Source organism: Pseudomonas marvdashtae (assembly GCF_014268655.2).
Lineage (GTDB): Bacteria > Pseudomonadota > Gammaproteobacteria > Pseudomonadales > Pseudomonadaceae > Aquipseudomonas > Aquipseudomonas marvdashtae.
The window spans coordinates 1283913-1309531 of record NZ_JABWQX020000001.1; the positions used below are offsets into that span (position 1 = coordinate 1283913).

At 61.0% G+C, this 25619-nt stretch carries 26 protein-coding genes; 12 read left to right on the plus strand and 14 right to left on the minus strand.

The window, feature by feature from the left end:
- Positions 1–38 precede the first annotated feature (38 nt).
- Positions 39–782, minus strand: coding sequence for a phosphatase PAP2 family protein (locus HU742_RS05880; protein WP_186635757.1), 744 nt, complete (start codon positions 780–782; stop codon positions 39–41).
- A gap of 243 nt (positions 783–1025) precedes the next feature.
- Here HU742_RS05880 and colR point away from each other — a divergent pair, with 243 nt between their 5' ends.
- From colR to HU742_RS05905, 5 genes are all read left to right on the plus strand, one after another.
- Positions 1026–1709, plus strand: a complete 684-nt coding sequence (gene colR, locus HU742_RS05885) for a two-component system response regulator ColR (RefSeq protein ID WP_186643650.1) — start codon at positions 1026–1028, stop codon at positions 1707–1709.
- Positions 1699–2976 (plus strand): sensor histidine kinase, encoded by a 1278-nt coding sequence (locus HU742_RS05890; protein WP_186635763.1) that lies wholly within the window; start codon positions 1699–1701, stop codon positions 2974–2976. Before colR ends, HU742_RS05890 begins: the two co-directional genes overlap by 11 nt.
- A 111-nt stretch (positions 2977–3087) precedes the next feature.
- Positions 3088–3756, plus strand: coding sequence for a class I SAM-dependent methyltransferase (locus HU742_RS05895; RefSeq protein WP_186635766.1), 669 nt, complete (start codon positions 3088–3090; stop codon positions 3754–3756).
- Between the two features lie 6 nt (positions 3757–3762).
- On the plus strand, positions 3763–4470 hold the full coding sequence (locus tag HU742_RS05900) for a lipopolysaccharide kinase InaA family protein (RefSeq protein WP_186635769.1): 708 nt from the start codon (positions 3763–3765) through the stop codon (positions 4468–4470).
- A gap of 2 nt (positions 4471–4472) precedes the next feature.
- Positions 4473–4700, plus strand: coding sequence for a hypothetical protein (locus tag HU742_RS05905; protein WP_186612310.1), 228 nt, complete (start codon positions 4473–4475; stop codon positions 4698–4700).
- Between the two features lie 94 nt (positions 4701–4794).
- Here the strand turns inward: HU742_RS05905 and HU742_RS05910 are convergent, their stop codons facing one another.
- The 11 genes from HU742_RS05910 to HU742_RS05960 form a co-directional block, all read right to left on the minus strand.
- Positions 4795–7821 (minus strand): multidrug efflux RND transporter permease subunit, encoded by a 3027-nt coding sequence (locus HU742_RS05910; RefSeq protein WP_186643651.1) that lies wholly within the window; start codon positions 7819–7821, stop codon positions 4795–4797.
- Positions 7822–7834: 13 nt separating this feature from the next.
- Positions 7835–8983 carry an efflux RND transporter periplasmic adaptor subunit gene (locus tag HU742_RS05915; protein ID WP_186635775.1) on the minus strand — a complete coding sequence of 383 codons (1149 nt, stop codon included), beginning with the start codon at positions 8981–8983 and terminating at the stop codon, positions 7835–7837.
- A gap of 155 nt (positions 8984–9138) precedes the next feature.
- Positions 9139–10236, minus strand: a complete 1098-nt coding sequence (locus HU742_RS05920) for a DUF1513 domain-containing protein (RefSeq protein ID WP_186643652.1) — start codon at positions 10234–10236, stop codon at positions 9139–9141.
- Positions 10237–10238: 2 nt separating this feature from the next.
- Complete coding sequence (locus HU742_RS05925; RefSeq protein WP_186643654.1) at positions 10239–11303, minus strand: imelysin family protein; 1065 nt, start codon at positions 11301–11303, stop codon at positions 10239–10241.
- A gap of 28 nt (positions 11304–11331) precedes the next feature.
- Positions 11332–12759: a di-heme oxidoreductase family protein gene (locus HU742_RS05930; RefSeq protein ID WP_186643656.1), complete on the minus strand. Its 1428-nt coding sequence runs from the start codon at positions 12757–12759 to the stop codon at positions 11332–11334.
- Positions 12760–12874: 115 nt separating this feature from the next.
- A complete protein-coding gene (locus HU742_RS05935; RefSeq protein ID WP_186643657.1) occupies positions 12875–14215 on the minus strand; it encodes a sensor histidine kinase in 1341 nt (446 codons plus the stop codon).
- 68 nt (positions 14216–14283) lie between these two features.
- Positions 14284–14721 (minus strand): Spy/CpxP family protein refolding chaperone, encoded by a 438-nt coding sequence (locus HU742_RS05940; protein WP_186635789.1) that lies wholly within the window; start codon positions 14719–14721, stop codon positions 14284–14286.
- A gap of 294 nt (positions 14722–15015) precedes the next feature.
- Positions 15016–15693 (minus strand): response regulator transcription factor, encoded by a 678-nt coding sequence (locus HU742_RS05945; protein WP_186635792.1) that lies wholly within the window; start codon positions 15691–15693, stop codon positions 15016–15018.
- Between the two features lie 7 nt (positions 15694–15700).
- Positions 15701–16111 carry an SH3 domain-containing protein gene (locus HU742_RS05950; RefSeq protein ID WP_186635795.1) on the minus strand — a complete coding sequence of 137 codons (411 nt, stop codon included), beginning with the start codon at positions 16109–16111 and terminating at the stop codon, positions 15701–15703.
- A 106-nt stretch (positions 16112–16217) separates the two neighbouring features.
- On the minus strand, positions 16218–16517 hold the full coding sequence (locus tag HU742_RS05955; protein ID WP_186643658.1) for a YciI family protein: 300 nt from the start codon (positions 16515–16517) through the stop codon (positions 16218–16220).
- A 1-nt stretch (position 16518) separates the two neighbouring features.
- Entirely contained in the window at positions 16519–17115 is a 597-nt protein-coding gene (locus HU742_RS05960) for a septation protein A (protein ID WP_186612300.1), read from the minus strand.
- Between the two features lie 87 nt (positions 17116–17202).
- On the opposite strand from HU742_RS05960, the gene HU742_RS05965 reads away from it, so the two are divergent.
- The 6 genes from HU742_RS05965 to rluB all read left to right on the plus strand — a co-directional run bounded on the left by HU742_RS05965 (position 17203) and on the right by rluB (position 22131).
- Positions 17203–18066 carry a PHP domain-containing protein gene (locus tag HU742_RS05965; RefSeq protein ID WP_186643659.1) on the plus strand — a complete coding sequence of 288 codons (864 nt, stop codon included), beginning with the start codon at positions 17203–17205 and terminating at the stop codon, positions 18064–18066.
- 13 nt (positions 18067–18079) lie between these two features.
- The gene (locus HU742_RS05970; RefSeq protein WP_053124883.1) at positions 18080–18709 is read left to right on the plus strand and encodes an L-threonylcarbamoyladenylate synthase; all 630 of its coding nucleotides are present in this window, start codon (positions 18080–18082) and stop codon (positions 18707–18709) included.
- Positions 18710–19540, plus strand: a complete 831-nt coding sequence (locus HU742_RS05975; protein ID WP_496197671.1) for a segregation and condensation protein A — start codon at positions 18710–18712, stop codon at positions 19538–19540.
- A gap of 11 nt (positions 19541–19551) precedes the next feature.
- The gene (gene scpB / locus HU742_RS05980) at positions 19552–20517 is read left to right on the plus strand and encodes an SMC-Scp complex subunit ScpB (RefSeq protein ID WP_186643660.1); all 966 of its coding nucleotides are present in this window, start codon (positions 19552–19554) and stop codon (positions 20515–20517) included.
- Positions 20518–20559: 42 nt separating this feature from the next.
- Positions 20560–20751 (plus strand): DUF1289 domain-containing protein, encoded by a 192-nt coding sequence (locus HU742_RS05985; protein WP_186612297.1) that lies wholly within the window; start codon positions 20560–20562, stop codon positions 20749–20751.
- 144 nt (positions 20752–20895) lie between these two features.
- Positions 20896–22131, plus strand: coding sequence for a 23S rRNA pseudouridine(2605) synthase RluB (rluB, locus tag HU742_RS05990; RefSeq protein WP_186635807.1), 1236 nt, complete (start codon positions 20896–20898; stop codon positions 22129–22131).
- Between the two features lie 117 nt (positions 22132–22248).
- On the opposite strand, the gene HU742_RS05995 is transcribed toward rluB, so the two are convergent.
- Positions 22249–23214 (minus strand): M29 family metallopeptidase, encoded by a 966-nt coding sequence (locus tag HU742_RS05995; protein WP_186643661.1) that lies wholly within the window; start codon positions 23212–23214, stop codon positions 22249–22251.
- An 84-nt stretch (positions 23215–23298) separates the two neighbouring features.
- Positions 23299–23436, minus strand: a complete 138-nt coding sequence (locus HU742_RS06000) for a hypothetical protein (protein WP_042729498.1) — start codon at positions 23434–23436, stop codon at positions 23299–23301.
- 658 nt (positions 23437–24094) lie between these two features.
- Between HU742_RS06000 and HU742_RS06005 the strand changes: the two genes are divergently transcribed.
- Complete coding sequence (locus HU742_RS06005; protein ID WP_186635813.1) at positions 24095–25516, plus strand: amino acid permease; 1422 nt, start codon at positions 24095–24097, stop codon at positions 25514–25516.
- Positions 25517–25619: the final 103 nt, after the last annotated feature.

Sequence of the window (25619 nt, forward strand, 5' to 3'; positions counted from 1 at the left end):
GGTTTTTTAATACCTTGGATTCACCCAGCGACGGCAGCTCAGGCGCTGACGGGCTGAACGCCAACCGCACGCTCATCCTTGGAGGCCGGCCGGTAGAGAACCCAGTAATAACAGCCCAGGCAAATCAGCCAACAGAACACCGCCGTCCACACGTTGTGGGAGAAAAAGTGCGCCCCTTGCATCATCCGGCCCACGGAAAACACCGTACCCAGCCCAAATGCGAAGATAAGCGCCTGGCGAGCCAGGCGTGGGCGGCGATCACGCAGTACGAAAAACAGCGCGAAGAGGGTAAAACCAGTGGCGGCGTGCCCGCCCGGCCAGCAGCGGCCAGGTTTGTCCGTCGCCGGACGCGGACTCAGCAATTCACTGTAGATTTCCTTGCCGCCAAATTCCTTCAGGCTCCAGGGACATTGCACGGCCGTCACCGCTTTGAGCGGCGTGACAAAGGCAGTTGCCAGCGCGAGCGACAGGACCAGGCAACCCAGCTCCCGTTTGAAAGGCGCGAGTCGAGCGATAAAAAACGAAGCGACGAAGCCGAGGACCGAAAATACCGAAAAGACGATGACCAGTTGTTTGGCCCGGTCGTGCAGGATGTCTTCGAGAAAAAAACTGTGCCGCCCGATGAATCCGCCATCAGCGGAGCTGTAGAAAAGCTTGGCCAATGTCATATCCAGCGTGGTCAGTTCCAGCAGCACCAGAGTGAGCGCGACTGCGGCAGGAACACCCAGGGCGATCCGTACGTTCAGCGGTCTGGAAGCGGGGCGCAGGGCGGTGGAAACCATGGCGATACCTATGTGGGAAGCTATGTGGGAAGTCTTCGTGGGCAGCAGGGTGATGCGGAGTCTGTTCCGCGCGGCGTTGGCGAGGCGTGAATCCGTGGTGAAAAACTCGTCAATCCAGCTGACTCTTCCGGGATTGTTTCCCGCTGGCCTGACACAAGCGGATACAACACCTAGCGGTGTGGCACGCTTGGCCTTAAGCTGCGCGGGCCACGACGATTGCCTACGTGCGCAGAGGAGATGCCCATGCGAATTCTATTGGTCGAAGACAACCGTGACATCCTGGCCAACCTGGCCGATTACCTGGGGCTCAAGGGGTATATCGTCGATTGCGCCCAGGACGGTTTGTCGGGGTTGCACCTGGCCGCGACCGAGCACTATGACTTGATCGTGCTCGATATCATGCTGCCGGGCATCGACGGCTACACCTTGTGCAAGCGCTTGCGCGAAGATGCCCGGCGCGATACGCCGGTGATCATGCTCACTGCGCGAGACCAGCTGGACGACCGTCTGCAAGGGTTCAAATCCGGGGCTGACGATTATCTGGTCAAACCTTTTGCCTTGTCCGAGCTGGCAGCGCGGATCGAAGCGGTCATGCGACGCGCCCAGGGCGGCGGCCGGCGTGCCCTGCAGGTCGGAGACTTGAGCTACGACCTCGATACATTGGAAGTGACCCGTGAAGGTCGGCTGCTCAAGCTCAACCCCGTTGGCCTGAAGCTGCTGGCGGTATTGATGCAGAAAAGCCCTCATGTGCTGCGCCGCGAAATCCTCGAAGAAGCCTTGTGGGGAGACGATTGTCCGGACAGTGACAGCTTGCGCAGCCATGTCCACCAATTGCGCCAGGTGATCGACAAGCCGTTCGAGAAGCCGTTGCTGCACACGGTGCACGGCGTTGGTTACCGCTTGGCCGAGGGCCGAGATGGAGTTTAAGCAAAGCCTTGCCCAACGGATCATTATCGCTTTCGCGCTGATGAGCGCTTTGGTTGCGGGGGCTTTTGCCCTCGGCATCGTGGCAACGGTTCACCTGGTGGAAGAGAAACTGATTTCCGCCGGTCTCGGTGGAGACCTGCAACGCCTGCTGCTGATGGACAGTGTTTCCGACTGGAGTCATCGCCCTGAACCCGACCAATTGTTCTACTTCAGTGGCGGCCCGGGTGATTTCGAGCTGCCCAAGGATTTGCGCCACCTCGGCCGTGGCTTCCATGAAGTGTTTCGCGAGCAACTGTCCTATCACGCGATGGTGGAGATCGTTGACGGCCGGCACTACGTGTTATTGCAAGACCAGAGCGATTTCGAAGAGCGCGAACGCGTGCTCTTCGCCGTGGTGCTGGTGGGTTTCGTGCTCAGCCTGGCGTTGGCGGTATTCCTGGGCTGGGTGCTGGCACGCCGAGTGATGGCGCCGGTGGTTCGCCTGGCCCGGCAAGTGCGGCATCGCGACCAACTGCTGGGACTTGCTCCGCCGCTGGCCCCGGACTACGCCGCCGACGAAGTGGGCGAGCTGGCCGTGGCCTTCGACGCGACATTGGGGCGGCTGCGCCAAGCCCTGACCCGTGAGCGGCTGTTCACCAGCGATGTCAGCCATGAGCTGCGCACCCCGTTGATGGTCTTGGCCACGTCCTGCGAACTGCTGTTGGAAAATCCGGCACTGGATCAGCGGGGGCGCACTCAGGTCGAGCGCATCAACCGTGCCAGTGAAGAAATGCGCGAGCTGGTGCAGACCTTCCTGATGCTCGCCCGGGCCCAGCGTGAAGACAACGGGATGTCGCCCCGGGCGACATTGGGACAGGTGGCAGAAAACCTTCTCGGGGTCTGGCGCACGCCCATCGAGTCCAAGGGCCTCACGTTGGTTTTCGATCCAGGCCACACCACCGATACGCCGTATAACGCCACATTCCTGACTGCCGTCATGGGGAATTTGCTGCGTAACGCCTTGCACTACACCGACCAGGGCTTTATCCGCGTCTCGCTGACCGCCACGGGGTTCGTGGTCGAAGACAGCGGCGTGGGGATTCCCGAGGAGAAGCGCGAGGCGATGTTCGAGCCATTCGTGCGCGGTAATGAAAAGCGCGGCGAGGGTCTGGGGCTGGGCCTGTCGTTGGTGCAGCGAATTTGCGAGGACCAGGGTTGGACAGTCAGCCTCAGCACGATGGAGCCTAACGGCTGCCGTTTCGAAGTGGATTTGAATCCGAAGGGATGACGGCTCGCCGAAAAAATTTGAAATGATTCCTTCGCTTACATGACGGTTTTTTCACGCGGCGATGACGCGCCGGTTCATAGGGTGGGCTGATCAATAACGGAGAGCCCCCCAATGTCCAAAGCCATCAAGCTGGATTTTTCCGAAAAGTACGATGAACAGCACGCCAAAGAGTATTTCCATAAGCATCGCAGCGGCCTGAGCCGCCGTCTCTCCAACCAGCGGGACCAGCAACTGGCCCGCCGCGCCCTGGCCCTGGCCGGTGATCCTGGCTTGGTCTTGGATCTGCCGTGCGGCGCAGGGCGTTTCTGGTCCTTGCTGGCGGAAAAACCGAACCGGGTAATCATCGGTGCGGACAATTCCGAAGCCATGTTGAAGACCGCAATGAGCGTTCAACCCGCCGACGCCGTAAAACGGGTACAACCTTTGCACACTTCTGCGTTCGACATCGCCTTGCCTGATAACGCCGTCGACAGCATTTTTTGCATGCGCTTGCTGCACCACATTGGGGAACCCGCGCACCGCCTGGCGATCCTGCGGGAATTCGAGCGTGTCAGCCGTGACAGCGTGATCGTTTCGTTGTGGGTCGATGGCAATTTCAAGGCTTGGAAACGCAAGCGCCTGGAGCGCACGCGTGGGCAGAAAGACTACCAAAACCGATTTGTGTTACCGGTTGCTACAGTAGAGGACGAATTCCGACAGGCTGGGTTTCGCATTCTGGAACAACTTGATTTCCTACCGCTCTATGCCATGTGGCGAGTTTACGTATTACGCAAGGGGTAACAGGGCATGGCTGTATCGGCAGTAGAAGCCCCAGCGGCTTCTCGTAGTTGCTTTGATCATTTTTGGAATCAGCGCGGGGAGTGGGTCGAAGAACCCAATACGCGGCGTGGCGGTGAAAGTGGTGTGCAGCGGCTTAGCAGCGATGGAACACTGCTTTATGCAAAGCGCCAGACCGGCCACATCTACCGCAGCCTGTTGCACCCGTTCGGTCGCCCGACTGTGCTGCGCGAAGAACGAGCGCTTCTGGCCTTGACCGAACTCAATGTCACGGTGCCCCAGATTGTCTTTTGCGGTGCGCAGCGGGACCCGGTACATAAATGGCGCGCGCTGCTGGTTACCCAAGCGCTGGATGGCTTCGAGGAAATCGAGCATTGGTACGCGGCGGGCGGTCGTGAACGTCATGGCGAGGCAGTTCATGACCGTATCCTCGAGGCATTGGCTGAAAACCTCGCTCGCATGCACAAGGGTCGTTGGCAGCATGGCTGTCTCTACATCAAGCACGTATTTGTGCGTGTGACTGGAGAAGGCGAATCGGCCAAGGCCGAAGTGGCATTGCTGGATCTGGAAAAATGCAGGCAACGCCTGACGGCTCGAAGTGCGGCGTACCACGACATGAAGCAGCTACGGCGCCATTCGTCGTTCCAAGGCGCCGACTGGAAAAAACTGGTCTACTTTTATGAGACGGCGTTTGGCAGCGCTATCAAAGGTTTATAGCGATGAAACTAGAAATTGCTAGAGGTTTATTTTTAGTCGGAGCCCTGGCAGTTGCATCAATGGCGGTGGCGGTGTGGGAACAGCCGCGTTCGCAAATCCTCAGTGCCTCCACGGTTGGCGCGCATTGCCCTGTGCCTCGCGTGGCCAAGACCAGCGAGGCGATCCGACCGGATGACGACCTGTTGCTGTTCATGTTCAGCCTGTCTCAAGGCATGCGGCCGCAGAGTTAAGTGTCATGGTTAACAATAAAAGGCCTCGCAGTTGCGAGGCCTTTTATTTTCCTGCGGATTCCATGCACCACAAGCGTCCCGTGATGCTCGTGTCTCAGGCTTTGTCCGGTTTTGCCAACAAGGTGTATACACAGGGCAATACGAACAAGGTGAACAAGGTGCCGACCGTCATGCCCGTGGCGATGACCATGCCGATGTCGAAGCGGCTTACCGCCCCGGCTCCTGTGGCCAGGATCAACGGCACCATGCCGAACACCATCGCGGCGGTGGTCATCAATACGGGCCGCAGGCGAATCGACGCCGCTTGTTCCACTGCATCCCGCGGGCTCAGGCCCTGTTCCTTGCGCAGCTGGTTGGCGAACTCGACGATGAGAATACCGTGCTTGCTGATCAATCCGATCAGCGTCACCAGCCCCACCTGAGTGTAGATATTCATGCTTGACCACCCGAGGAACAGCGGGATCAGCGCTCCGCAAATGGACAGTGGCACCGTTACCAGGATCACCAGCGGGTCCCGGAAACTTTCGAACTGCGCAGCCAGCACCAGGAAGATAATGGCCAGCGCCAGGGCAAAGGTTGCCCACAGCGCGCTGCCCTCCTGTACGAATTGGCGCGAAGCACTGGCGTAATCGAAGGAGAATCCCACCGGTGCTTCCTCGCGTGCAATCTGGCGCACGGTCTCGATGGCCTCGCCCATGCTCACCGTGGGGAAGCCAGAGATCGTGACGGCGTTCAGCTGCTGGAACTGGTTCAGTTGCCGCGGTCGGGCCCGGTCGCTCACCTTGATCAGCGTCGACAACGGTAGCGATTCACCCTGGGCATTCTTCACGTAGTAGTTGTTCAACCAGTCCGGATTGTCCCGGAACGGTCGTTCGACCTGGGCGATGACCTTGTAGCTGCGCCCTTCGAGCGTAAAGCGGTTGATCTCGGATTCACCCAGCAATGTCGCCAGGGTTGCGCCCAGGTCCTGCATCGAAACGCCCATCTGGGCGGCCTTTTCACGATCGATGTCCACCACTACTTCAGGCTTGTCGAAAGCCAGGTCGATGTCCATGAAAGCAAATTTGCCGGATTCCACCGCGCGTTTCTTCACCCGGTCGGCCACCTCCAGCAGCGTCGCATAGTCTTTCGGCGAATTGATGACGAACGCGAACGGCAGGCCTTCGCCGGTTCCGGGCAGTGAAGGCAGGTTGAAACCGAAGATCTGCAGGCCAGGCACGCTTTCCAGCTTGGCCTGGACTTCGGGCAGGATTTCCATTTGTGTGCGGCTGCGTTCGTTCCAAGGCTTGAGCAGGAAACCGCCGATGCCCGATTGCACGCCGTTGTAGCCGTTGATCTGGAACGAGGAGTAGTACTCCGGAAACTCCTTGAAGATGGTAATGAAGTGATCGGTGTAGCTGTTCAGGTAGTCGAGGTTAGTGGGCTGCGGGGCGTTCGCCATCATGAAGATGATGCCCTGGTCTTCGTCGGGCGCCAGTTCCGACCTGGTGAACATGATCAACACCGGGATCAGCAGCAGGACGATCACGGCAAACACCAGGACCACCGGACGGGTATTGAGCGTGCCGTGAAGCATGCGCTGGTAACGGCTCTTCCAGCGTTCGAAGATCACGTCCAGTCGATGGGCCAGTCCCGACGGGTTTTCGTCATGGCGCAGCAGCATCGCGCACATCATCGGCGACAGGGTCAGGGCGACGATTCCGGATATCACCACCGCTCCGGCCAGGGTCAGTGCGAACTCCTTGAACAGCGCCCCCGTCAGGCCTTCGAGCAGGCCAATCGGCGCATACACCGCCGCCAGCGTGATGGTCATCGAGACCACCGGCATGGCTATTTCGCGCGCGCCATCTATCGCGGCGTCGAACGGGGTCTTGCCTTTTTCGATGTGCCGGTGAATGTTCTCCACCACCACGATGGCGTCGTCCACCACCAGACCGATCGCCAACACCATGGCGAGCAACGTCAGCAGGTTCATGGAATAACCCATGAGCTGCATGAAGAACATCACGCCGATCATCGACAATGGAATGGTCACCACCGGGATGAGTACCGAACGCAGCGCGCCGAGGAACAGGAACACCACGACGATCACGATCAGCACTGCCTCGAACAGGGTCTTGACCACCTCGTCGATGGATGCCTGGATGAACAGCGTCGCATCGTAGGCGATCTCGGCCTTGAGGTTGGAGGGCAACTGCGCCTCCACTTCCGGCATGATCTTGCGCACTTCCTTGATGACATCGAGGGGGTTGGCGCCCGGTGTTGCCTTGATGCCGATGTAAACCGAAGGCGTGCCACCGAAGGAGCTGACGGTGTCGTAGTTTTCGGCACCCATTTCCACCCGTGCCACGTCCCGCAGCAACACGCGGCTGTCGCCTTCGGTCTTGAGCGCAATCGCGGCGAATGCTTCTGCGGACTTGAGCTCGGTGTTGGCGTTGATGCTGGTGACTACGTACTCGCCTTTCACTTCACCGGCTGCGGAGAGGAAGTTGTGCTGGCGCACGGCATTGGTCACGTCGGCGGCGGTCAGGCCGAAACCGGCGAGCTTGATCGGGTCCAGCCACAAGCGCATGGCAAAGACCTGGTTGCCGAGGATCTCGGCCTCAGCCATGCCTGGCAGTGTCGCCAGTTTGGGTTGGATTACCCGCGACAGATAGTCGGTGATCTGTGGGTTATTCAATTCCTTGCTGAAGAAACTGATGTACATCAGTGCCGAGGCGTCGGCGGCCTCGCGGCTGAGCACCGGGTCTTCCGATTCCTGGGGCAGCTCGTTCTTGACCTCGCTGGCCTTGGCCAGCAGTTCGGTATAGAGCCGGTCGCTGTTGGAACCGATACGGGCATAGACCGAGATGACCGAGAAGTTCTGGCGGCTGACCGATGTCATGTAGTCGATGCCCTCGGCACTGGCCAGGCTCTGTTGCATCGGTTGGGTAATGTAGCCCTGGATGGTTTCGGCGTTGGCCCCCGGGTAAGCAGTGGTCACCGTGATCAAGGCGTTTTCCATCTGCGGATACTGACGCAAGGGCAACTTGCTCCAGGCCTGGAAGCCCAGCAGCACGATCAGCAGGCTGACCACGGTGGCAAGCACCGGGCGGCGGATGAACGGATCGGTAAAAGCCATGGGAGTTCCTTGATCAGTCCGCGCGTGGCGGGCTGTTCTGTTCGGTCAGGGTCTTGTCATCGCCGATGGCGATGGGCGTACCGTTGTCCAGCTTGATCTGGCCGGCGATCACGACCTGTTCGCCGCTCTGCAGGCCCTTGGTCACCAGCACCTTGCCGTCACGCCGTTCGCCGGTCTCGACGAAGCGCCGTTCGGCGATCAGCAGCGGCTGGTCCTTGTCATCCTTTTCGACACTGCCGTCGGCGGTTTTCTTTTGCGTTACCACGTACATGGAGTTGCCATAGAGCGTGTAGGTCACGGCGCTTTCCGGCACGACGATACCGGCGGCCACATTGGGCAGGATAACCTGCAGATTGGCGAACATGCCGGGCAACAATTTGCCGTCCGGGTTGGCGAGGGTGGCGCGTACCAGCACGTTGCGAGTGCTGTCTTCGACCTTGGGGTTGATGGCGCTGATGGTGGCGGTGAAGGTCTGGCCGGGGTAGGCCGAGACGCTGACGTTGACCGGCAGCGCGATAGCCAATCGAGGCACCGCCTGCTCAGGCACGTAGAAGTCCACATACAGGCTGCTGAGGTCTTGCAGGGTCGCGATCACCGTGCCGCTGGCCAGGTAGTCGCCGACGTCCACCTGGCGAATGCCGATGGTGCCGCTGAATGGCGCGACGATGTGTTTCTTCGCCAACGAAGCCTTGAGCTGGTTGACCGTGGCCTGGTTCTTTTTCAGCTGCGCCGAGAGACGGTCGAATTCGCCCTTGGAAATCGCCTGGCTGCCCACCAGTTGACGGCCGCGGCCGAAGTCCAACTGTGACAAGCCGAGGTCGGCCTGTGCGGTTTCCAGCAGGGCACTTTCGACTTCGCTGTCCAGTTGCAGGATCGGTTGGCCAGCCTTGACCTTCTGCCCTGATTCGAACTGCACCTTTTGCACGGTCCCGGCAATTTCCAGGCTCAGGTCAACGCCTTGCAGGGCCTTGAGGCTGCCTACGGTGGGCAGGCGAGACTGCCAGGGTTGCTCGGTGGCCTTGGCCACGGCGACGCTGACCGGCGGTTTGGGTGCAGAAAACATCTGGATTTGCTGGTAGATGGAGAAGGCCTTGTAGCCCGCCAGCAACAGCACCACCAGCAGGACAACACCCAACATGATCAGCATGCGGCGTCGCAGCATGTTCCACTTCCTTGGAAAAGAGCTGAGAGAAGAAACAGATAGGCGGGCACATTACTCCGAGTGGGCGGTGTATTCCATATGCTGTTGGGCCTGTAATGCGTGGGATTATCCGAGAAACAGGGAGCTCGGCGTCGATGGGCTTCGCTCCCCCTCGCTCAGACCAAATGCAAATGGTTGTCCCAGAGCCCCGCCGGCAGATCCAAGGGCTTTGCAACCAGTTGTGTCTGCGTGCAATCGTAATAACGGCAACGGCCTTGGCCGGATGTCACGACAAACCCGTCGGCCAGCGCACCCACTCCGGCGCAGTCCGGCAGGGGCGCGTCCAGGCGAATCTCGCCGCTGTCCAGGTCCCAGATGAAAAACCGGTTACCCCGTGGCGCCGTCAGGGCCACCAGCCGCAGGTCGCTGTTTACGGCCACGCTGGCGGTGTAGTGCCCCATGGCTTGCAACTGGTGTTCAGGCACCGGGAACGCCTGGAACGGTTGGCCCGGTCGCTTGATCGCCAGCAGTTGCGACGACTCGTGGGCGGCGCCCATGAACTGCTGGCCAGTGACGATGGTGCCGTCGCTGGCGATGCCCATGTGGCGCACGCTGTTCATCTGCTGGGGGAGGGTTTCCTTGCTCAACAACGTGCCGTCTCTGCGCATCAGCACCAGGCTCGGCTCCATGGCATCGAGGTTCATCTCGACGCGACTTTCGGCCTCGGTGCGAATACCGCCGTTGGCCACCACCAAGGTCTCGCCGTCGGGCATCCACGACACCTGATGAGGGCCGATGCCGTGGGTGGAAATCTCACCACTGTGCACCAGCCGCTCGCCCTCGAAGCGGTACACACCCAGCAGGCCGCGTCCCGGATCCCGGGTGTCGTTCTCGGTGGCATACAACCATTCGCCGCTGCGATGAATCACCGCATGGCCGTAGAAGTGCCGGTTCGGCAAGGAGGTGATGGTTTGCAACAGCGCACCGTCGCGCAAGTCGATCAGGTAGCTTTCGGTGCCTGGACGGCGGGCAACGAACAGCGCAATCGGCTGCGTCGGATGATTGATGATGTCATGGCAACGCTGGCCGACCTGGGTGGAAAACACCCGGGTGCCGTCCAGTCGATAGCCAACGGCGTAGTGCTTGCCGTCGCCATCGTCCCGTGCCGAAAGCAACAGCGGACTCTTGTCCTTTTGCTTGAACAGCGTCCAGCCGCCCAGGGTAACGGCGCCCAGCAGCAAGCTGCCGAGCGCCAGAGCCTGACGTCGAAACATGATCAGTCACCGTCGTTGGCGTTGAAGCCCAGTTGAATGCCCAGCGCCTTGGCCAGTTCGCCTTCGTGCAGGCGATGGACGACGTTGAGGCTGTCATACAGGTCGTTGAGTTGTTGGCGCCCGGCATCGTCACTGAGCATTTCGGCCAGCGAGCGCTGGCCGCTGGCGAACAGTTTCAACGAGGCGTCGTAGGCGGCGTCGATCTTGTCGGCCAGCGGTTTCTGGTCACTTGGCAACAAGCCTCGCAGGCCTTTGTTGTCTACGCCGACCCACACGGTCCTGGCGGCGCTGAGGCTGGCTTCCAGCCCTTGCAGCGACGATTGGCTGCGCCAGGCATCGGCCTGGAACGGCTGCGGCACGCCCTTGCTCTGGCGCCCCATCGGCGTGCCGAGCTTCTTCTTCAGGGTGTCCAAGGCGGTGACCTGGACGCGTAGCAGATCGGCGATCGCTTCGTGGGAATCGGCATAGCGCTGGTTGGGGAATTTGCTCATCTGGGCGAGCATGCCGTCGTTGGTGTTCCAGCGCGACAGGATATCTTCGGCGAGCTGCTTCTGGCGTTCGCCGATGGCGATGAGCAACGGGCAGTACTTGGCTTTTTGCGTGCTGTCGGCCATGTCGATCTTGGCGTCGAACAGCAGGTATTCGTAGGCCGAAAGCCCTTGCACTACGACGCTGGACTTGGCCAGGCCGGCGGCGTCGATCTGCGGCTGGCTGTTGACCAGTTGCTCGACCTGACGGCCCACCAGGTTTTTCTTGTCTGGCCAGAACTGCACCTGCCAGGCGCGGTTGCCCTCGGCCAGCGGACCGATCAGCAACGGTTGCAACTCGGCCCAGGCTTTTTGTGCCTTGAGAAAATCGGCGCGCGCGGTTTCCAGGTTTTCCTTGCCCTGGCAGAACGCGAGGGCGCTGGTCGCCAACTGCCGATCGGCATCGACCCAACGGCTGTAGGTCGGCAGGATCACCTGCTTGGCAATGGCGGCCGACGTGACGGCTTGCGGGTCCTGGGGCGAGCAGGCCCCCAGGGCGATGGCGGCGAGGCTGGTGAACAACAGCTTGGGACGGAACATGTCGGGCTCCCGTTTCTGGAACGTACGTTTAAAGAGAATTAAGGAAGGCCAGCAACGCGGCGCGTTGCTCGGCATCGAAGGCTAAGACTTGTCGTTGCGCCGCCTGGGCTTCGCCGCCATGCCAGAGCACGGCTTCGAGCAGGTTGCGGGCGCGGCCGTCATGCAGGAACTGGGTGTGCCCATTGACGGTTTCAGTCAGGCCGATTCCCCACAGCGGCGGCGTCCGCCAGTCACGGCCGCTGGCCTTGAATTCGCTGCGGTTGTCGGCCAGGCCTTCGCCCATGTCGTGCAACAGCAGATCGGTGTAAGGGCGGATTACCTGGTTCGCCAGCTCCGGTTCGGCAGCCTCGGCGGACGTCGTGTACTTGGGCGTATGGCAGGACTGGCAGCCGGCCTGGAAAAACAGGTTCTTGCCGGCCAGCACCTGGGGCGCATTCACCTCGCGACGGGCCGGCACCGCGAGGTTGCGGCTGTAGAAAAGCACCAGCCGCAAGATGTTGTCGCTGACTTCCGGCTCGCCTTCGGGGCCATTGCCATTGGGCGCGCGTTTGCAATCGACCTGGGCCTCGGTGCAGTCGTCGAAGGGCCGCAGGCTGGTGGTCAGGCCCATGTCGCCGGAGAAGGCGTGGACGTTCTGTTGATTGAGGTCCGGCTGTCCGGCTTTCCAGCCGAAACGCCCCAGCACGGTTTTCTGCTGCACATCGTCCCAGACCCGGTTGGGGCGCCCGGCGATGCCGTTGTTCTCCCGCGCCTGGGTCTCGGCATTTGCCAGGATGGCTTCGTCGGGGATGGCTTCCAACAGGCCCAGGCCGATCATTGGCGGGGCGACGCGGGCCGAAAAACGCGCGTCCGGGTGCATCGGGCCATAACCCAGCTGGGTAATCTGCAGGGTTGGCTTGCGCAGTTCCACGACGGTGCCGTCCTTGAAACGCACGGGGACGGCTGTGTAGTCGACCCGCACCTTGCCTTCCGGGGCGACGCCAGGTACGGACATGTCCTGCAACTGGCCGCCATACGTTGGTTCTGGCACGACACCGAGTTGTTCGATGACCTTCGCATAGGGCGGCGCATCGGGAATCGACAGGCGCACCAGCATCGACACCGCGTTGGCGGCATCCGGAGCCGGTGGGTGGCCACGCCCGTCCTTGATGTGGCAATTCTGGCAGGCGTTGGTATTGAACAAGGGGCCGAGTCCGTCCCGTGCGGTAGTCGTTGAAGGGGCGATCACCCAGGGGCTGCGGAAGAAACTGTTGCCGACGCTGAAATCCACGCGCCGCGAAGGCGGCAGGTTGGCCGAAGGCAAGGAGAAGGCGTTCTGATCGGCCTTGCGCACCGTCGCGCTGCCGCCGGATTTGGCTTCGCCGGGTTCGGCCTGGGTAAAACGCGGGGCGTCGTCGCAGGCACTCAGGCCCAGGGCCAGGAACAGTGCGCATAAGCGAAGAGGCAACGACGGCATTGGAAATCCTGCGGGACGAGTGAAACGCGGGCGCAAAGTCTAACAGGGCAGGGCAGTTTGAATAAGAGGAATTATCGTTTGGTTTGAGAAGGGCGCGCTCGCCACAGGTCCATTTTTAAGGTTGCACCACGGCCCCCGGCACCAGCGGCAGCTCTAGCGTCGCGATGAACCCGCCCTCCGGATGGTTGGCCAATACCAGCGCGCCGCCATGACGTTCGGCGGCACGACGCGCGATCGCCAGGCCCAGGCCATGGCCGGCGGCGGTCTGGCCGGGGGCCCGGTAGAAGGGTTCGCCCAACTGGCCCAGATGCTCGGCCTCCACGCCTGGCCCATGGTCGCGCACGCTGATCAGGATCCGTTCGCCCTGTTGCACTGCACGCATCTCCACGGGCTGCCCGCTCGGACTGAACCGCTGGGCGTTGCGCAGCAAATTGTCCACAGCCCGCTCGATCATCGTAGGCCAGCCTTTAAGCGTCAGGTTCGGCTCCGCAGCCAGCTGGACAATCTGTTCAGGCGAGGCCAGCTGGGCGTCTTTTTGCAGCGTGACCAACAGGCCGTTGAGATCCACCTCTTCGGCGCTGGCGTTGTCGGCATCGACCCGGGCCAGGACCAGGATTTCACTGATCAGCGCTTCCAGGCGATCACATTCGCGGGTCAAGCGTGGCCACAGTTTCTCCCGCTCCGCAGGATTGGCCCGCTCGGCGAGCGCCAGGGCGATGCGTAACCGGGCGAGGGGCGAGCGCAGTTCATGGGAAACGTCGCGCAGCAATTGGCGCTGGCTGGCAATCAGGCTTTGCAGGCGCGCGCCCATGCGATTGAAGTCGGTGGCCAGTACACCGAACTCGTCCCGGCGGTTGGCCAGCTTGGCCAGGCTGTTCTGCTGGTACGTGGCCTGCCCCAGATCATGCACCGCACCGCGCAGGCGACTCAGCGGCCGGGTGATGGAGAGGGTCACCAACAGGCTGAACAAGGTCAACACCACCAGCGCGATCGCCAAGGCACTCAGCGGCCAGAGCAGGCTCTCGCGGTGCCAGGCATCCAGTTCGGGGTGGGGGATGCGGTAGATGAACAGATACGTGTCGCCGGTCTTGGCGCTGGTGAACTCGTCGGTCAGGCGCCGCCAGGGCAAGCGCCGGTCATCGTTGTTCTGGCGCGCCTCGAAGGCCGCGGCACGGTGGGGAAACGTGCCTCGGACAACCGGGTCGCCGCTCTCATTGAGCACTTGGACATCGACGTGATACTGGCGCTTGCGCTGTTTCAGAATGTCCTGGGCCGCTTCTTCGCCCTGGCTTTCGTAGGTCTGCGTCCATTCCTCGGCCAGGGTGTTGAGACCCGGATGGCGACTGAGAATCCACGCGTCCTGATTCAGCATGTGGCCCATGAGAATCGAAAGCCCTGCAACCAGAGCGATGGCCAGCCAGAAACTGGCCAGGACGCGCCAGAACAATGAACGCACGGATTCATCCTCACAAACCAGGAAAGCCCAACGGCGGTGTGCCGTTGGGCTGGGAGCGCTTCAAGGCATTATTGCGCTTTTTGCGGCTGTTGCGCTTTCCACGCCTTGAATTCAGCCCACTCGGCCCGACGCTCGGTCTGCTTTTTCTGGATCGCATCAAACTCTTTCTGCTGTTCAGGCTTCAACAGGCCACGGATCTGGGCATCGACCTTTTCGTGACGAGCCTGCATTTCGTCCTTCATGGCTTTCTGATCGGCCGGCGAGAGTTTGGCCAGGTATTTTTCGACCAGCTCGCGTCGTTCGTGACGCTGCTCCCCCATGATCTTGCGGATCTGCTGGCGTTGCTCGTGGGTCAGGTCCAGTTGGCTGTACGGACCTTTGTCGTGCATCTGGCCGCCGTGGCGCGGTCCGTCCATCGGGCCCATCGGGCCGGGGCCTTCCGGCATGGCCATGGCTACGGTCGGCAGGGCGGCGGCGAACATCAGAGCGATAAGGGTCTTGCGCATGGTGTTTCTCCTTGTCTCATTCCCGGTCAGTTCCGGATGTGTGCAGATTACGGAGATCAAGGTCAGCGGCGGTCAGGGGTGGGTAAAGCTTGGGTAAAGAAGGTTTGGCGAGGACCTGACAAACAGCCCGCACAATACCTGGTGAGGGAGCTTGCTGTGGCGAGGGGATTTATCCCCGTTGGGCCGCGCAGCGGCCCCCTGGTTTATCTGAAACACCGCGATGGCGGACACACTTGGGGGCGCTTCGCACCCAGCGGGGATAAATCCCCTCGCCACAAATGATCTGCATTGTGTTCAGAGGCTGTAGTAGTAACCACGGCTACGCAGCGCCACGATCCGCGGGCGGCCGTCGGGATGGGGGCCGATTTTCTTGCGCAGGTTGCTCACGTGCATGTCCAGGCTGCGATCATACAAAGTCAGCTTGCGGCCCAGTGCGATCTGCGCCAGTTCCTGTTTGTCCAGGGGTTCGCCAGGCTGCTTGAGCAGCGCTTCGAGCAGGCGACTTTCGGAAACGGTAAGGGTCTGTTCCTGCTCATCGATGCTGACCACGCCACGGACCGGGCTGAAGGTCAGGTCGCCAAGTTCGATCTGGCTGGACACGGCCGTCGGATGACTGCGGCGCAGCACGGCGCGCAGGCGGGCGGTCAGCTCGCGTGGGTCACAGGGTTTGGCCAGGTAGTCATCGGCGCCCAGCTCCAGGCCAAGGATACGATCCAGCGGTTCACCCCGGGCCGACAGCATCAATACCGGCAGCTCCGGGTGATCGTTGCGCAACTGTTTGAGCAGTTCCAGGCCACTGCCGTCGGGCAGCATCACGTCCAGGATCACGGCCGCCGGGGCGGTCTCGACCAAGGCTTTGCGGGCACTCTGGCCGTTGTGACAGGCGCGGACCTGAAACCCTTCCTGGCTCAACCAACTTACGAGGAGCTCACACAGCTCCTGGTCATCATCAATCAGTAACAGCTCGCTCATGACTCACTCAATTTAGCCATTGCCGACGTTGTCTACGTCCACCGCTGGCAAAGATACCGCAGAGCAAGGCCAATAGCGCTACCCCGGCACCAATGACGAACCATTGCTGTTGATCGGTCAGCAGGCGCGGCAGCGGGCTGGCCTGGGCTTCCTTGAGTTGCAGCTTCAGGCGCTGGTTCTCCTGGCGCAGCCGGCCCACCAGCGCGGTCTCGCGTTCGCCGTTGGTGTTTTGGAGTTGCTGGGTGAGTGCTTCACGCATGCGCTCGCTGTCTTTCAAGCGCTGCTGCAATTCGGCGATCTGGCCTCCAGCGCTCAGGGACAAGGGCGCCGAATGACTGCCCTCGGTGCTTTCCTCGCCATGGGCGGGCGCCCCGATCGCCAACGTGACCAACAACAGGCACAACGGACCTTTGCGCATTGCAACTCCTGAATTCCAATCGAGATTAGACAGGTTGTCGGCAGGCGCACGGGAAAAATGAGCAATCGAGCGCAATGAGCCGCGAAGGCTCATCGCGTCAGGGGATTTACGGCAGGACTTGCTTGAACGGCTTGACCACGACATTGGCATAGACGCCGGCCGCCACGAACGGATCGGCCTCGGCCCAGGCCTGGGCGGCGACCAGGGAGTCGAACTCGGCCACGATCAGGCTGCCGGTAAAACCCGCCGCGCCCGGGGCATCGCTGTCCACCGCCGGGTGCGGGCCGGCCAGTACGATGCGACCTTCGGCCTTGAGCTTTTGTAGCCGCTCCAGGTGTTCAGGGCGGGCGGCCAGGCGTTTTTCCAGGGAGTCGGCGACGTCGGTGGCAATGATTGCGTAGAGCATGTCAGTCCTCGGTTTTTGGCGTGGTGGGGTCGGCATCGTGCAGGTGACGGGACAGGTAGATGCCCTGGCCAATCAGGAACAGCAAGGTCATGCCCAGGCTGCCGAAGACCTTGAAGTCGACCCAGTATTGCTGGAACGTGAATGCAACGAAGAGGTTGGCGGCGCCGCAGAACAGGAAGAAAACGATCCAGGCGATGTTCAACCGGGTCCAGATCACCTCTGGCAAGCTCAGGGCATGGCCCATGATGCGCTTGACCAACAGGCGGTCGCCAATGAAGTGGCTGCCGATAAAGGCCAGGGCAAACAGCCAGTTGACCACCGGTGCTTTCCATTTCAGGAAGGTCTCGCTGTGGAAGGCCAGGGTCAGGCTGCCGAAGACAAGGCAGGCGATCAAGGTCAGCCACTGGCTTTTTTCCAGCTTGCGCTGGGACACGAACAGCGCGCCATAGACCACCAGGGAACTGATGATCAGCACGGCGGTGGCGCTGTAGATACCGCCAACGGTCAACGAGTGACCGGCAATGTCGACGGTCCGTGGATCAAGTTTGTAGACGATGAAAAACAGCAGGAGCGGGATGAAATCGATGAATTGTTTCACAGTGGCAGCCAGAAGCAGGATGTGGCGGCATAATAACAAACATCCTTGGCCGCGATAGGGCCAGCTGATTTGAGGTAACAAAGTCTCGTGAATGTTGATTTGCACTGCCACAGCACGGCCTCCGATGGCGCCCTGGCGCCCGCGGTTCTGGTGGCGCGGGCGTACGAGCACGGCGTGCGAGTCCTGGCCCTGACCGATCACGATACCCTCGAAGGCCTGGACGAGGCGCGCAGCGCCGCCACCGCGCTGGGCATGCAGCTTGTCAACGGCGTTGAGCTGTCCTGCACCTGGGGCGGGGCGACCATCCATGTGCTGGGCTACGGTTTCGATGTGAATGCGCCGGCGCTGGTCCAGGCCATTGCGCAGTTGCGCGACGGTCGCTGGCTGCGCTCCGAGGAGATCAGCCGCAAGCTGGCCCTCAAGGGCATGCCCGGTGCGCTGGACGGCGCCCGGCAAATCCAGCAGGCCCTGGGCGACAGCGGCAATGCGCCGGCCCGACCGCATTTTGCCGACTGGATGGTGAGCGAAGGTTACGTCAAGGATCGTGCCGAAGCCTTCCGCAAATGGCTGGGGGCCGGCAAGCTGGGGGACGTCAAGCAGCATTGGCCTACCCTCGAAGAAACGGTCGCGACGCTGCGATCCGCCGGGGCGTGGATCAGCCTTGCACATCCCTGGCACTACGATTTCACTCGCAGCAAGCGCCGCCGCCTGATAGCCGACTATATTCAAGCAGGGGGCCATGCCATCGAAGTGGTCAATGGCCATCAGCCGGCCGAGCAGGTCGGCAGCCTGGCGATCCTCGCCCGGGAGTTTGGACTGCTGGTGACTGCCGGCAGTGATTTCCATGGCCCGGGGGGCTGGTCCGAGATTGGCGAATACCGCCCGTTGCCGGAAGATCTGCCACCACTATGGTGTAGATTCAAACATGATCCCGTTATCGCCGCCGTCTGAACAGGTAGAACACGTGAGTCAATTTTTCCAGATTCATCCGGAAAACCCGCAAGCGCGCCTGATCAAACAGGCGGTAGAGATCATCCGTGGCGGTGGTGTAGTGGTTTATCCCACCGACTCGTCCTACGCGATCGGTTGCCAGATCGGCGATAAAAATGCGGTGGAGCGCGTAAGACGCCTGCGCCAGTTGGATGACAAGCACAACTTCGCGCTCATCTGTAGCGACCTGTCGCAGTTGGGGCTGTTCGCCAAGATCGACACCGGCACCTTCCGTCTGCTCAAGGCTCATCTGCCAGGGCCTTACACATTTATTCTCAATGCCACGCGGGAAGTCCCGCGGCTATTGCTGCACCCGAAAAAACGCACCATCGGCCTGCGTGTGCCGAGCCACCCGATTGCCTTGGCGCTGTTGGCTGAGTTGGGTGAACCGCTGATGAGCGTGACGTTGATCATGCCCGGCGAGACCGAGCCGTTGACCGATCCCTATGAAATGCGCCAGATACTCGAGCACCAGGTGGACCTGATCATCGACGGCGGTTTCGGCGGTATGTCGGCCTCCACCGTGATCAACCTCGCCGATGGCGAGCCGCAAGTGGTGCGTGTCGGCTGCGGTGATCCGACGCCATTCATGGTCGAGGCCTGAATGTCCGTTGTGGAAACCGCCGTCGAAAGCCTCGACAGCCAGGCCGGTGCGCAACAGGAATTGCCCTTCGCCATGGTTTACGGCCAGGCGGTCATGGAAATGCCCCTGGACCTGTATATCCCGCCGGATGCGCTGGAAGTTTTTCTCGAAGCCTTCGAGGGCCCGCTCGACCTGTTGCTGTACCTGATTCGCAAGCAGAACATCAACATCCTCGACATCCCTGTGGCGGAAATCACCCGGCAGTACATGGGCTACGTCGAGCTGATGCAGTCGGTGCGCCTGGAGCTGGCAGCTGAATACCTGGTGATGGCCGCGATGCTGGCCGAAATCAAGTCGCGCATGTTGCTGCCGCGTTCGGCCGCGGTCGAAGAGGAAGAAGACGATCCCCGGGCCGAGCTGATCCGCCGCTTGCAGGAGTACGAACGCTTCAAGGTTGCCGCCGAAGGCATCGACGGCTTGAGCCGGGTGGGGCGCGATGTGGTGGTGCCCAAGCTTGATGCGCCTGAAGCGCGGGCGCGCAAGTTGCTGCCGGATGTGAGCCTGGAAGAGCTGTTGATGTCCATGGCCGAGGTGTTGCGCCGAGGCGATATGTTTGAAAGTCACCAGGTCAGTCGCGAAGCGCTGTCCACCCGCGAGCGCATGAGTGATGTGCTGGAGCGGCTCAAGGGCGGCGGCTTCGTGCCGTTCGTCGAGCTGTTCACCGCCGAGGAAGGGCGGTTGGGGGTGGTGGTGACGTTTATGGCGGTCCTGGAATTGGTCAAGGAATCCTTGGTCGAGCTGGTGCAGAATGAGCCGTTCGCAGCGATCCATGTGCGGGCCCGAGCCGAATAACGAGCAAATCAATGAATCTGACTGAACCCCGCGAGCTGGCGCCCTTGCTTGAAGCTTTCCTGTTGGCTTCTGGAAAGCCGCAATCGATGGAGCGCCTGTTTGAACTCTTCGAAGAAGGCGAGCGGCCTGAGCCAGCCGTGTTCAAGAAAGCCCTGACGCTGTTGGGCAAGTCCTGCGAGGGACGGGCTTTCGAGCTCAAGGAAGTGGCGTCCGGTTATCGCCTGCAGATCCGCGAGAAATTCTCGCCCTGGGTCGGGCGCCTTTGGGAGGAGCGGCCGCAACGCTACTCCCGGGCGATGCTCGAAACCATGGCGCTGATCGCCTATCGCCAACCGATCACCCGGGGCGAGATCGAAGATGTGCGGGGCGTGGCGGTCAACAGCCATATCGTCAAGACGCTGCTGGAGCGCGAGTGGATCCGTGTCGTCGGCTATCGCGATGTGCCGGGCAAACCGGCGATGTTCGCCACCACCAAGGCCTTTCTCGATCACTTCAACTTGAAGAACCTCGACGACCTGCCGCCGCTTGCCGAGTTGCGGGAGCTGGAGCCAGAACCGATGCTTGAGTTCGACGACGCCCCGGTGCCCCAAAGCCTGCAAGAGTTGGCCGATGCCAGTGCCGAGCCTGAGGAGCCGAAGGAGGAGACCAGTTTCCATTCGTTGTTGCTGGAGCTGGACACCATGGAGGAGGGCCTGAAGACCGACTTCGACGATTTGCTGCGTGACGCTCCGGATAGCGAAGACGGGACGGAACAACTGCCGCAGCAAGGCGATGCAGTTGAACTTGCGGCCGAGCCTGAACCCGAACCAGAACCAGAAGACGATATTCTCGGCGTTGCGCAGGCACGGGAAAAGCTGCTCGCTGCGGTTGCCGCCCTCGAACCGCGCGAGCCCGAACCCGAGCTGAGCGACGAAGAGGCCGAGGCTCGCGCCCTGGCCGAAGCGATTGAAAACGAGCGGCGCCAGTTCGACGATTGACCCGCTTGCCCATGCCGGCCTTGCGGCGTGACAGGAATTATCATGAGCGCCACCAAAGACCCCTGCATCAGCCTCTGCAAGTTCGACGATGATATTTGCATCGGCTGCGGGCGCAGCAAGCGCGAAATCAAGGCCTGGAAAAAACTCGACAAAGAGGACAAGCGCGTCGTACTGGCCGAAGCGGCTCTGCGCCTGATCAAGCTTGGCGCCACCGGTCGGCGGAAAAAGCGCTGAGCGCTGTACGATCAGCTAGTCTCTGATGCGCGAATGTCTCAACGAGCGTATGATTCGCGACCCTTTGGCGATCCCTTCGCCGAATGACCTGTTTTCAAAGCGTCAGGCCACGCCTGACCCGACCACACCGGGAGGTGCCCAGAAATGAAAGACCTAGACCAGAATGACAGCCAGGAAATCGGCCCAGCAGGCGAGAAGCTGCAAAAAGTCCTTGCCCGTATCGGCGTCGGTTCGCGCCGTGACGTGGAAGCCTGGATCACCCAGGGCCGCATCAAGGTCAACGGCAAAGATGCCACCTTGGGCCTGCGTGTCGACATGCACGACGCCATCACCATCGATGGCAAGGTGATCAAGCGCGAAGAGGCCGCCGAAACGGTGCGCCGCGTGATCATGTACAACAAGCCCGACGGCGAAATCTGCACCCGTGACGACCCGGAAGGCCGCCCGACGGTGTTCGACAAGATGCCGCGTCCGAAAGAAGGCCGCTGGATCAACATCGGTCGCCTGGACATCAACACCACCGGTCTGCTGATGTTCACCACCGACGGTGAACTGGCCAACCGTTTGATGCACCCGTCCTACGAGATGGACCGCGAATACGCCGTGCGCGTGCGGGGTGAAGTCGATGACGAAATGATCGAGCGCCTCAAGGCCGGCGTTGTGCTGGAAGACGGCCCGGCGCGGTTTACCGACATCAAGCAAGCCCCAGGCGGTGAAGGTTTCAACCACTGGTACCACTGCGTGGTGATGGAAGGCCGGAACCGTGAAGTGCGCCGGCTGTGGGAATCCCAAGGCCTGGTGGTCAGCCGCCTGAAGCGCGTGCGTTTCGGTCCGGTGTTCCTCAACTCCGACCTGCCGATGGGCCGCTGGCGCGAAATGACCCAGCAGGAAGTCGACATCCTGGCGGCTGAAGTGGGCCTCAAGCCTGTGGCGATGCCGCAGATGACCGCCAAGAGCAAGGACAAGCTGGATCGCATGCAGCGCAAGTCTTCGCGTCCGATGGGCAAGACCGAGCGCGTGCGTACGCTGCGCCCTGCTGCCGACGGCGTAGCGACTGGCCCACGGCCTTCCCGTGAGCCTCAGCTCGAAGGCGAACGCCCGGCCCGCAAGCCGGCGCCGCGCCAGGACGGCGAGCGCGGCCCGCGTACGCCACGTCCGGCCAACGGCCGTACCGAGCGTGGCGAAGGTCGCGGCGCTCCGGCGGGTCGCGGCACACCGGTCGCCGACCGTCCGGCCGACACCAAGCGCCCGGCCAAGCCTGCACCGAAAAAGCGCCCGGGCATCATCCTGGCCGACCGTGACGCACCATCGGGCAAACGCCGTGGCGCGCCGGCCGGTTCCGGCCAGCGTCCAGGGTTTGGACGCCGCAAGCCGGAGTAAGGCAGCTGTGAGTTTCTAGCTGCAACTGCAAGAAAAAACGCCAACCGTTGGGTTGGCGTTTTTTTTTGCTTGGCTCGAGGTGACGCGGCGCAGACAGGCCGCCATCGCCAGCAGCCCCTAAAGCACAAACCGCCCATCAAACATCGGCTTATTGTCCAGCGCCAGCACACCGCCTTCGAAGATCAGGTCCAGATGATGGCTGCCCTTGGCCCCGCCGCCCAGCCCAAGGTGCAGGCCGCAGTGGCGTTCTTCGAAACCGGCATTGCGGGCGTACAGGCTCTTGACGCCTTCGTTGGTGCCGATTCCCAACTCCTCGATGCGCCGGTTCGATGGGTTGGCGTCCAGGTATCGGTTGAAATCGTGTTCCAGGCCCGGCACGTCGGTGGCAATTTTCTGAATAGTCGAATCTTCGATCCACAGCTCCAGCGGCGATTGCAGCACACCGTATTTGCGGGCGAACGGAATCGTGCTGAGAAACGTCCCGACGAATTTCACCTGGCCATTGATGGCGTCGCTGTGGGTAGCAATTTCGCCGGGGGCGAGGTCGTAGTTGCCGACGCCATTGATGTCGGTCCACTTCTTCACGCCGTTCAACGCCGTGTCGAAATACGAGCCGTAGCCATCTTCGAAACTCAAGGTCGCGGCTTGGGACATGCGGCGGATGAGATGGCTGTTGAGCCCGGCGATGCGTTGGGGGATGACGCTGAAGGTGTCGTAGAAATAGTCGCCGTAGTCCTTGAACAGCAGCGATTTCTTCCAGTTCTCCGCCATCACGCTTTGCAGCGCACGGACAAAGTCCGGGCCGTCGGGACGTGGATTGGGCAGGGTGGAAGAGTCGTAGAAGAAAATGTACAGATCGCTCTCGGCAATGGCCTGTGACAGGCGTTCGGTAGTTTCCAGATCCAGGCGCATGGCGCTGAACTGGAACGGCGAGCCGCTGCCAGCCTGTTCGGCGATGGCACCGGTCAATGCTTCGTAGTCGGCGGTGTGGCCGAGCAATACCTTGGCGGGCTGGATGCCGGCCAGGGCGGGATGATGTTCGAGGTAGTAAAGGAAATGTGAGATGGCTCGTTGTGTGTCCATGCTTATTCTTCCCTGACGAATGATTGGCGTCCTGACAGCAAAGTGGCGGAGCCGACCGGCCGGATCAGCTCCGCCGGGTATCGCTTACAGAGGCCACATCGCCGTGCCGAACGGAACGACGGCGTCGGCTTGCATCATTTCAACGGCGGCTTCATGGGTCGGTGCCTCGAACCATTCATCCAGTTGCAGTTCGGTTTCCAAGTCTTTGTCCAGTGTTTGCATAATGAATCTCCTAGATGACTTTTTGCGGAAAACGCGGGCCGATTCGTGAGCAGAACCCGAGCGAACCGGCGCCGCAAAAACTCGCCGGCACGATGCCGTGGCAAGTGGGGGAAAACCTAGTCGAGGGTTTTTTGGAATGCAAAAAAATAATTTATTTTTTTCTTTTGAACTTTTTATTCCAATTTATGGAGGGAGATTTACCCTTTTGAAAACAGCCGTCTGGGGTTGTTTTTTTGTTAGGCAGCTACCTACCGTCAATTTGCGGTCATCCTTCGGAAATTTCCTGCATGGAAATTTTACGTTACGGCTTGTAAAGGAATGCTGACGGTTTTGACCGTTCGGGCGAACAGGTGTTGGCATCTGGGAAGGCTGTAAGAAAAAGCTGCCGAGTGGCCCGGCTTGACGCATTTTTTGATACTTCGCAGCGCTTGTTTCATGCCCGCGGGAAGGGTCAGATGCGCGCCAGACCTCAAGTGCGGGGTGAGACACTGATCGGGTGGTGTCTGGCAGCAAGGGGGCTGCAGTGTACAATGCGCCGCGTTTTACTGTGACCCTTCGCGTACCCACGCACTTTCAAGGTTATCCGCCTTGTTCACTCCGCCACGCCACAAGCGTGTCGGGTCCGATTTCGTCACAGATAAAAACAAATAGGTGACGCATGACCGTTGTAGAAAATACGCATTCAGGCGAGCTGAAGCGCGGCCTGAAAAATCGCCACATCCAGTTGATCGCCCTCGGCGGCGCGATCGGCACCGGCCTGTTCCTCGGCTCGGCGGGGGTGCTGAAATCAGCCGGCCCGTCGATGATCCTCGGCTACGCCATCTGCGGTTTCATCGCCTTCATGATCATGCGCCAGCTTGGCGAAATGATCGTCGAAGAGCCCGTCGCCGGCTCCTTCAGTCACTTTGCCCATAAATACTGGGGCGGTTTCGCCGGTTTCCTGTCGGGCTGGAACTGCTGGATCCTCTATATCCTGGTGGGCATGTCCGAGCTGACCGCGGTCGGCAAGTACATTCATTACTGGGCGCCGGACATCCCGACCTGGGCGTCGGCGGCGGCGTTTTTCGTCCTGATCAACGCCATCAACCTGGCCAACGTGAAAGTCTTCGGCGAGGCCGAATTCTGGTTTGCGATCATCAAGGTGGTGGCGATTGTCGGCATGATTGCCCTGGGCAGCTATTTGCTGGTCAGCGGCAACGGCGGCCCGCAAGCCTCGGTGACCAACCTGTGGGCCCACGGCGGATTTTTCCCCAACGGCGTGAGCGGCCTGGTCATGGCGATGGCCATTATCATGTTCTCCTTTGGCGGCCTGGAAATGCTCGGCTTCACCGCTGCCGAAGCCGATAAACCGAAAACCGTGATTCCCAAGGCCATCAACCAGGTGATCTACCGGATCCTGATTTTCTACATCGGCGCGCTGGTGGTGCTGCTGTCGTTGACGCCGTGGGACAGCCTGTTGACCACGCTCAATGCATCCGGCGATGCCTACAGCGGCAGTCCGTTCGTCCAGGTGTTCTCGATGCTGGGCAGCAACACCGCGGCGCACATTCTCAACTTCGTCGTGTTGACCGCGGCGTTGTCGGTGTACAACAGCGGCACTTACTGCAACAGCCGCATGTTGCTCGGCATGGCCGAGCAGGGCGATGCGCCCAAGGCCTTGGCGAAAATCGACAAGCGCGGCGTGCCGGTGCGTTCGATCCTCGCATCGGCGGCGGTCACGCTGGTGGCGGTGCTGCTGAACTACCTGGTCCCGCAGCATGCGCTGGAGTTGCTGATGTCGTTGGTGGTCGCGACGCTGGTGATCAACTGGGCGATGATCAGCTACTCGCATTTCAAGTTCCGCCAGCACATGAACCAGTCTGGGCAGACGCCGCTGTTCAAGGCGTTGTGGTATCCGTATGGCAACTACGTCTGCCTGGCGTTCGTGGTGTTCATCCTGGGCGTGATGCTGTTGATCCCCGGCATTCAGATCTCGGTCTATGCGATTCCGGTCTGGGTGGTGTTCATGTGGGGGTGCTACGTGATCAAGAACAAGCGCAGTGCCCGGCAAGAACTGGCGATGGCGGCCGCTGCCAAGTAACAATCCTGAAATACGACAAACCCGGCCAAGTGCCGGGTTTGTTGCATTAAGGCAAGACACCTGAAAATTCGCGGTATCCTGTGGAGCCTGATACCGGACACTT

Coding starts and splice junctions, on each gene's coding strand:
- HU742_RS05880 (WP_186635757.1), bottom strand. CDS start 782: ATGGTTTCCACCGCCCTGCGCCCCGCTTCCAGACCGCTGAACGTACGG.
- colR (WP_186643650.1), top strand. CDS start 1,026: ATGCGAATTCTATTGGTCGAAGACAACCGTGACATCCTGGCCAACCTG.
- HU742_RS05890 (WP_186635763.1), top strand. CDS start 1,699: ATGGAGTTTAAGCAAAGCCTTGCCCAACGGATCATTATCGCTTTCGCG.
- HU742_RS05895 (WP_186635766.1), top strand. CDS start 3,088: ATGTCCAAAGCCATCAAGCTGGATTTTTCCGAAAAGTACGATGAACAG.
- HU742_RS05900 (WP_186635769.1), top strand. CDS start 3,763: ATGGCTGTATCGGCAGTAGAAGCCCCAGCGGCTTCTCGTAGTTGCTTT.
- HU742_RS05905 (WP_186612310.1), top strand. CDS start 4,473: ATGAAACTAGAAATTGCTAGAGGTTTATTTTTAGTCGGAGCCCTGGCA.
- HU742_RS05910 (WP_186643651.1), bottom strand. CDS start 7,821: ATGGCTTTTACCGATCCGTTCATCCGCCGCCCGGTGCTTGCCACCGTG.
- HU742_RS05915 (WP_186635775.1), bottom strand. CDS start 8,983: ATGCTGCGACGCCGCATGCTGATCATGTTGGGTGTTGTCCTGCTGGTG.
- HU742_RS05920 (WP_186643652.1), bottom strand. CDS start 10,236: ATGTTTCGACGTCAGGCTCTGGCGCTCGGCAGCTTGCTGCTGGGCGCC.
- HU742_RS05925 (WP_186643654.1), bottom strand. CDS start 11,303: ATGTTCCGTCCCAAGCTGTTGTTCACCAGCCTCGCCGCCATCGCCCTG.
- HU742_RS05930 (WP_186643656.1), bottom strand. CDS start 12,759: ATGCCGTCGTTGCCTCTTCGCTTATGCGCACTGTTCCTGGCCCTGGGC.
- HU742_RS05940 (WP_186635789.1), bottom strand. CDS start 14,721: ATGCGCAAGACCCTTATCGCTCTGATGTTCGCCGCCGCCCTGCCGACC.
- HU742_RS05945 (WP_186635792.1), bottom strand. CDS start 15,693: ATGAGCGAGCTGTTACTGATTGATGATGACCAGGAGCTGTGTGAGCTC.
- HU742_RS05950 (WP_186635795.1), bottom strand. CDS start 16,111: ATGCGCAAAGGTCCGTTGTGCCTGTTGTTGGTCACGTTGGCGATCGGG.
- HU742_RS05955 (WP_186643658.1), bottom strand. CDS start 16,517: ATGCTCTACGCAATCATTGCCACCGACGTCGCCGACTCCCTGGAAAAA.
- HU742_RS05975 (WP_496197671.1), top strand. CDS start 18,710: ATGTCCGTTGTGGAAACCGCCGTCGAAAGCCTCGACAGCCAGGCCGGT.
- scpB (WP_186643660.1), top strand. CDS start 19,552: ATGAATCTGACTGAACCCCGCGAGCTGGCGCCCTTGCTTGAAGCTTTC.
- HU742_RS05985 (WP_186612297.1), top strand. CDS start 20,560: ATGAGCGCCACCAAAGACCCCTGCATCAGCCTCTGCAAGTTCGACGAT.
- rluB (WP_186635807.1), top strand. CDS start 20,896: ATGAAAGACCTAGACCAGAATGACAGCCAGGAAATCGGCCCAGCAGGC.
- HU742_RS05995 (WP_186643661.1), bottom strand. CDS start 23,214: ATGGACACACAACGAGCCATCTCACATTTCCTTTACTACCTCGAACAT.
- HU742_RS06000 (WP_042729498.1), bottom strand. CDS start 23,436: ATGCAAACACTGGACAAAGACTTGGAAACCGAACTGCAACTGGATGAA.
- HU742_RS06005 (WP_186635813.1), top strand. CDS start 24,095: ATGACCGTTGTAGAAAATACGCATTCAGGCGAGCTGAAGCGCGGCCTG.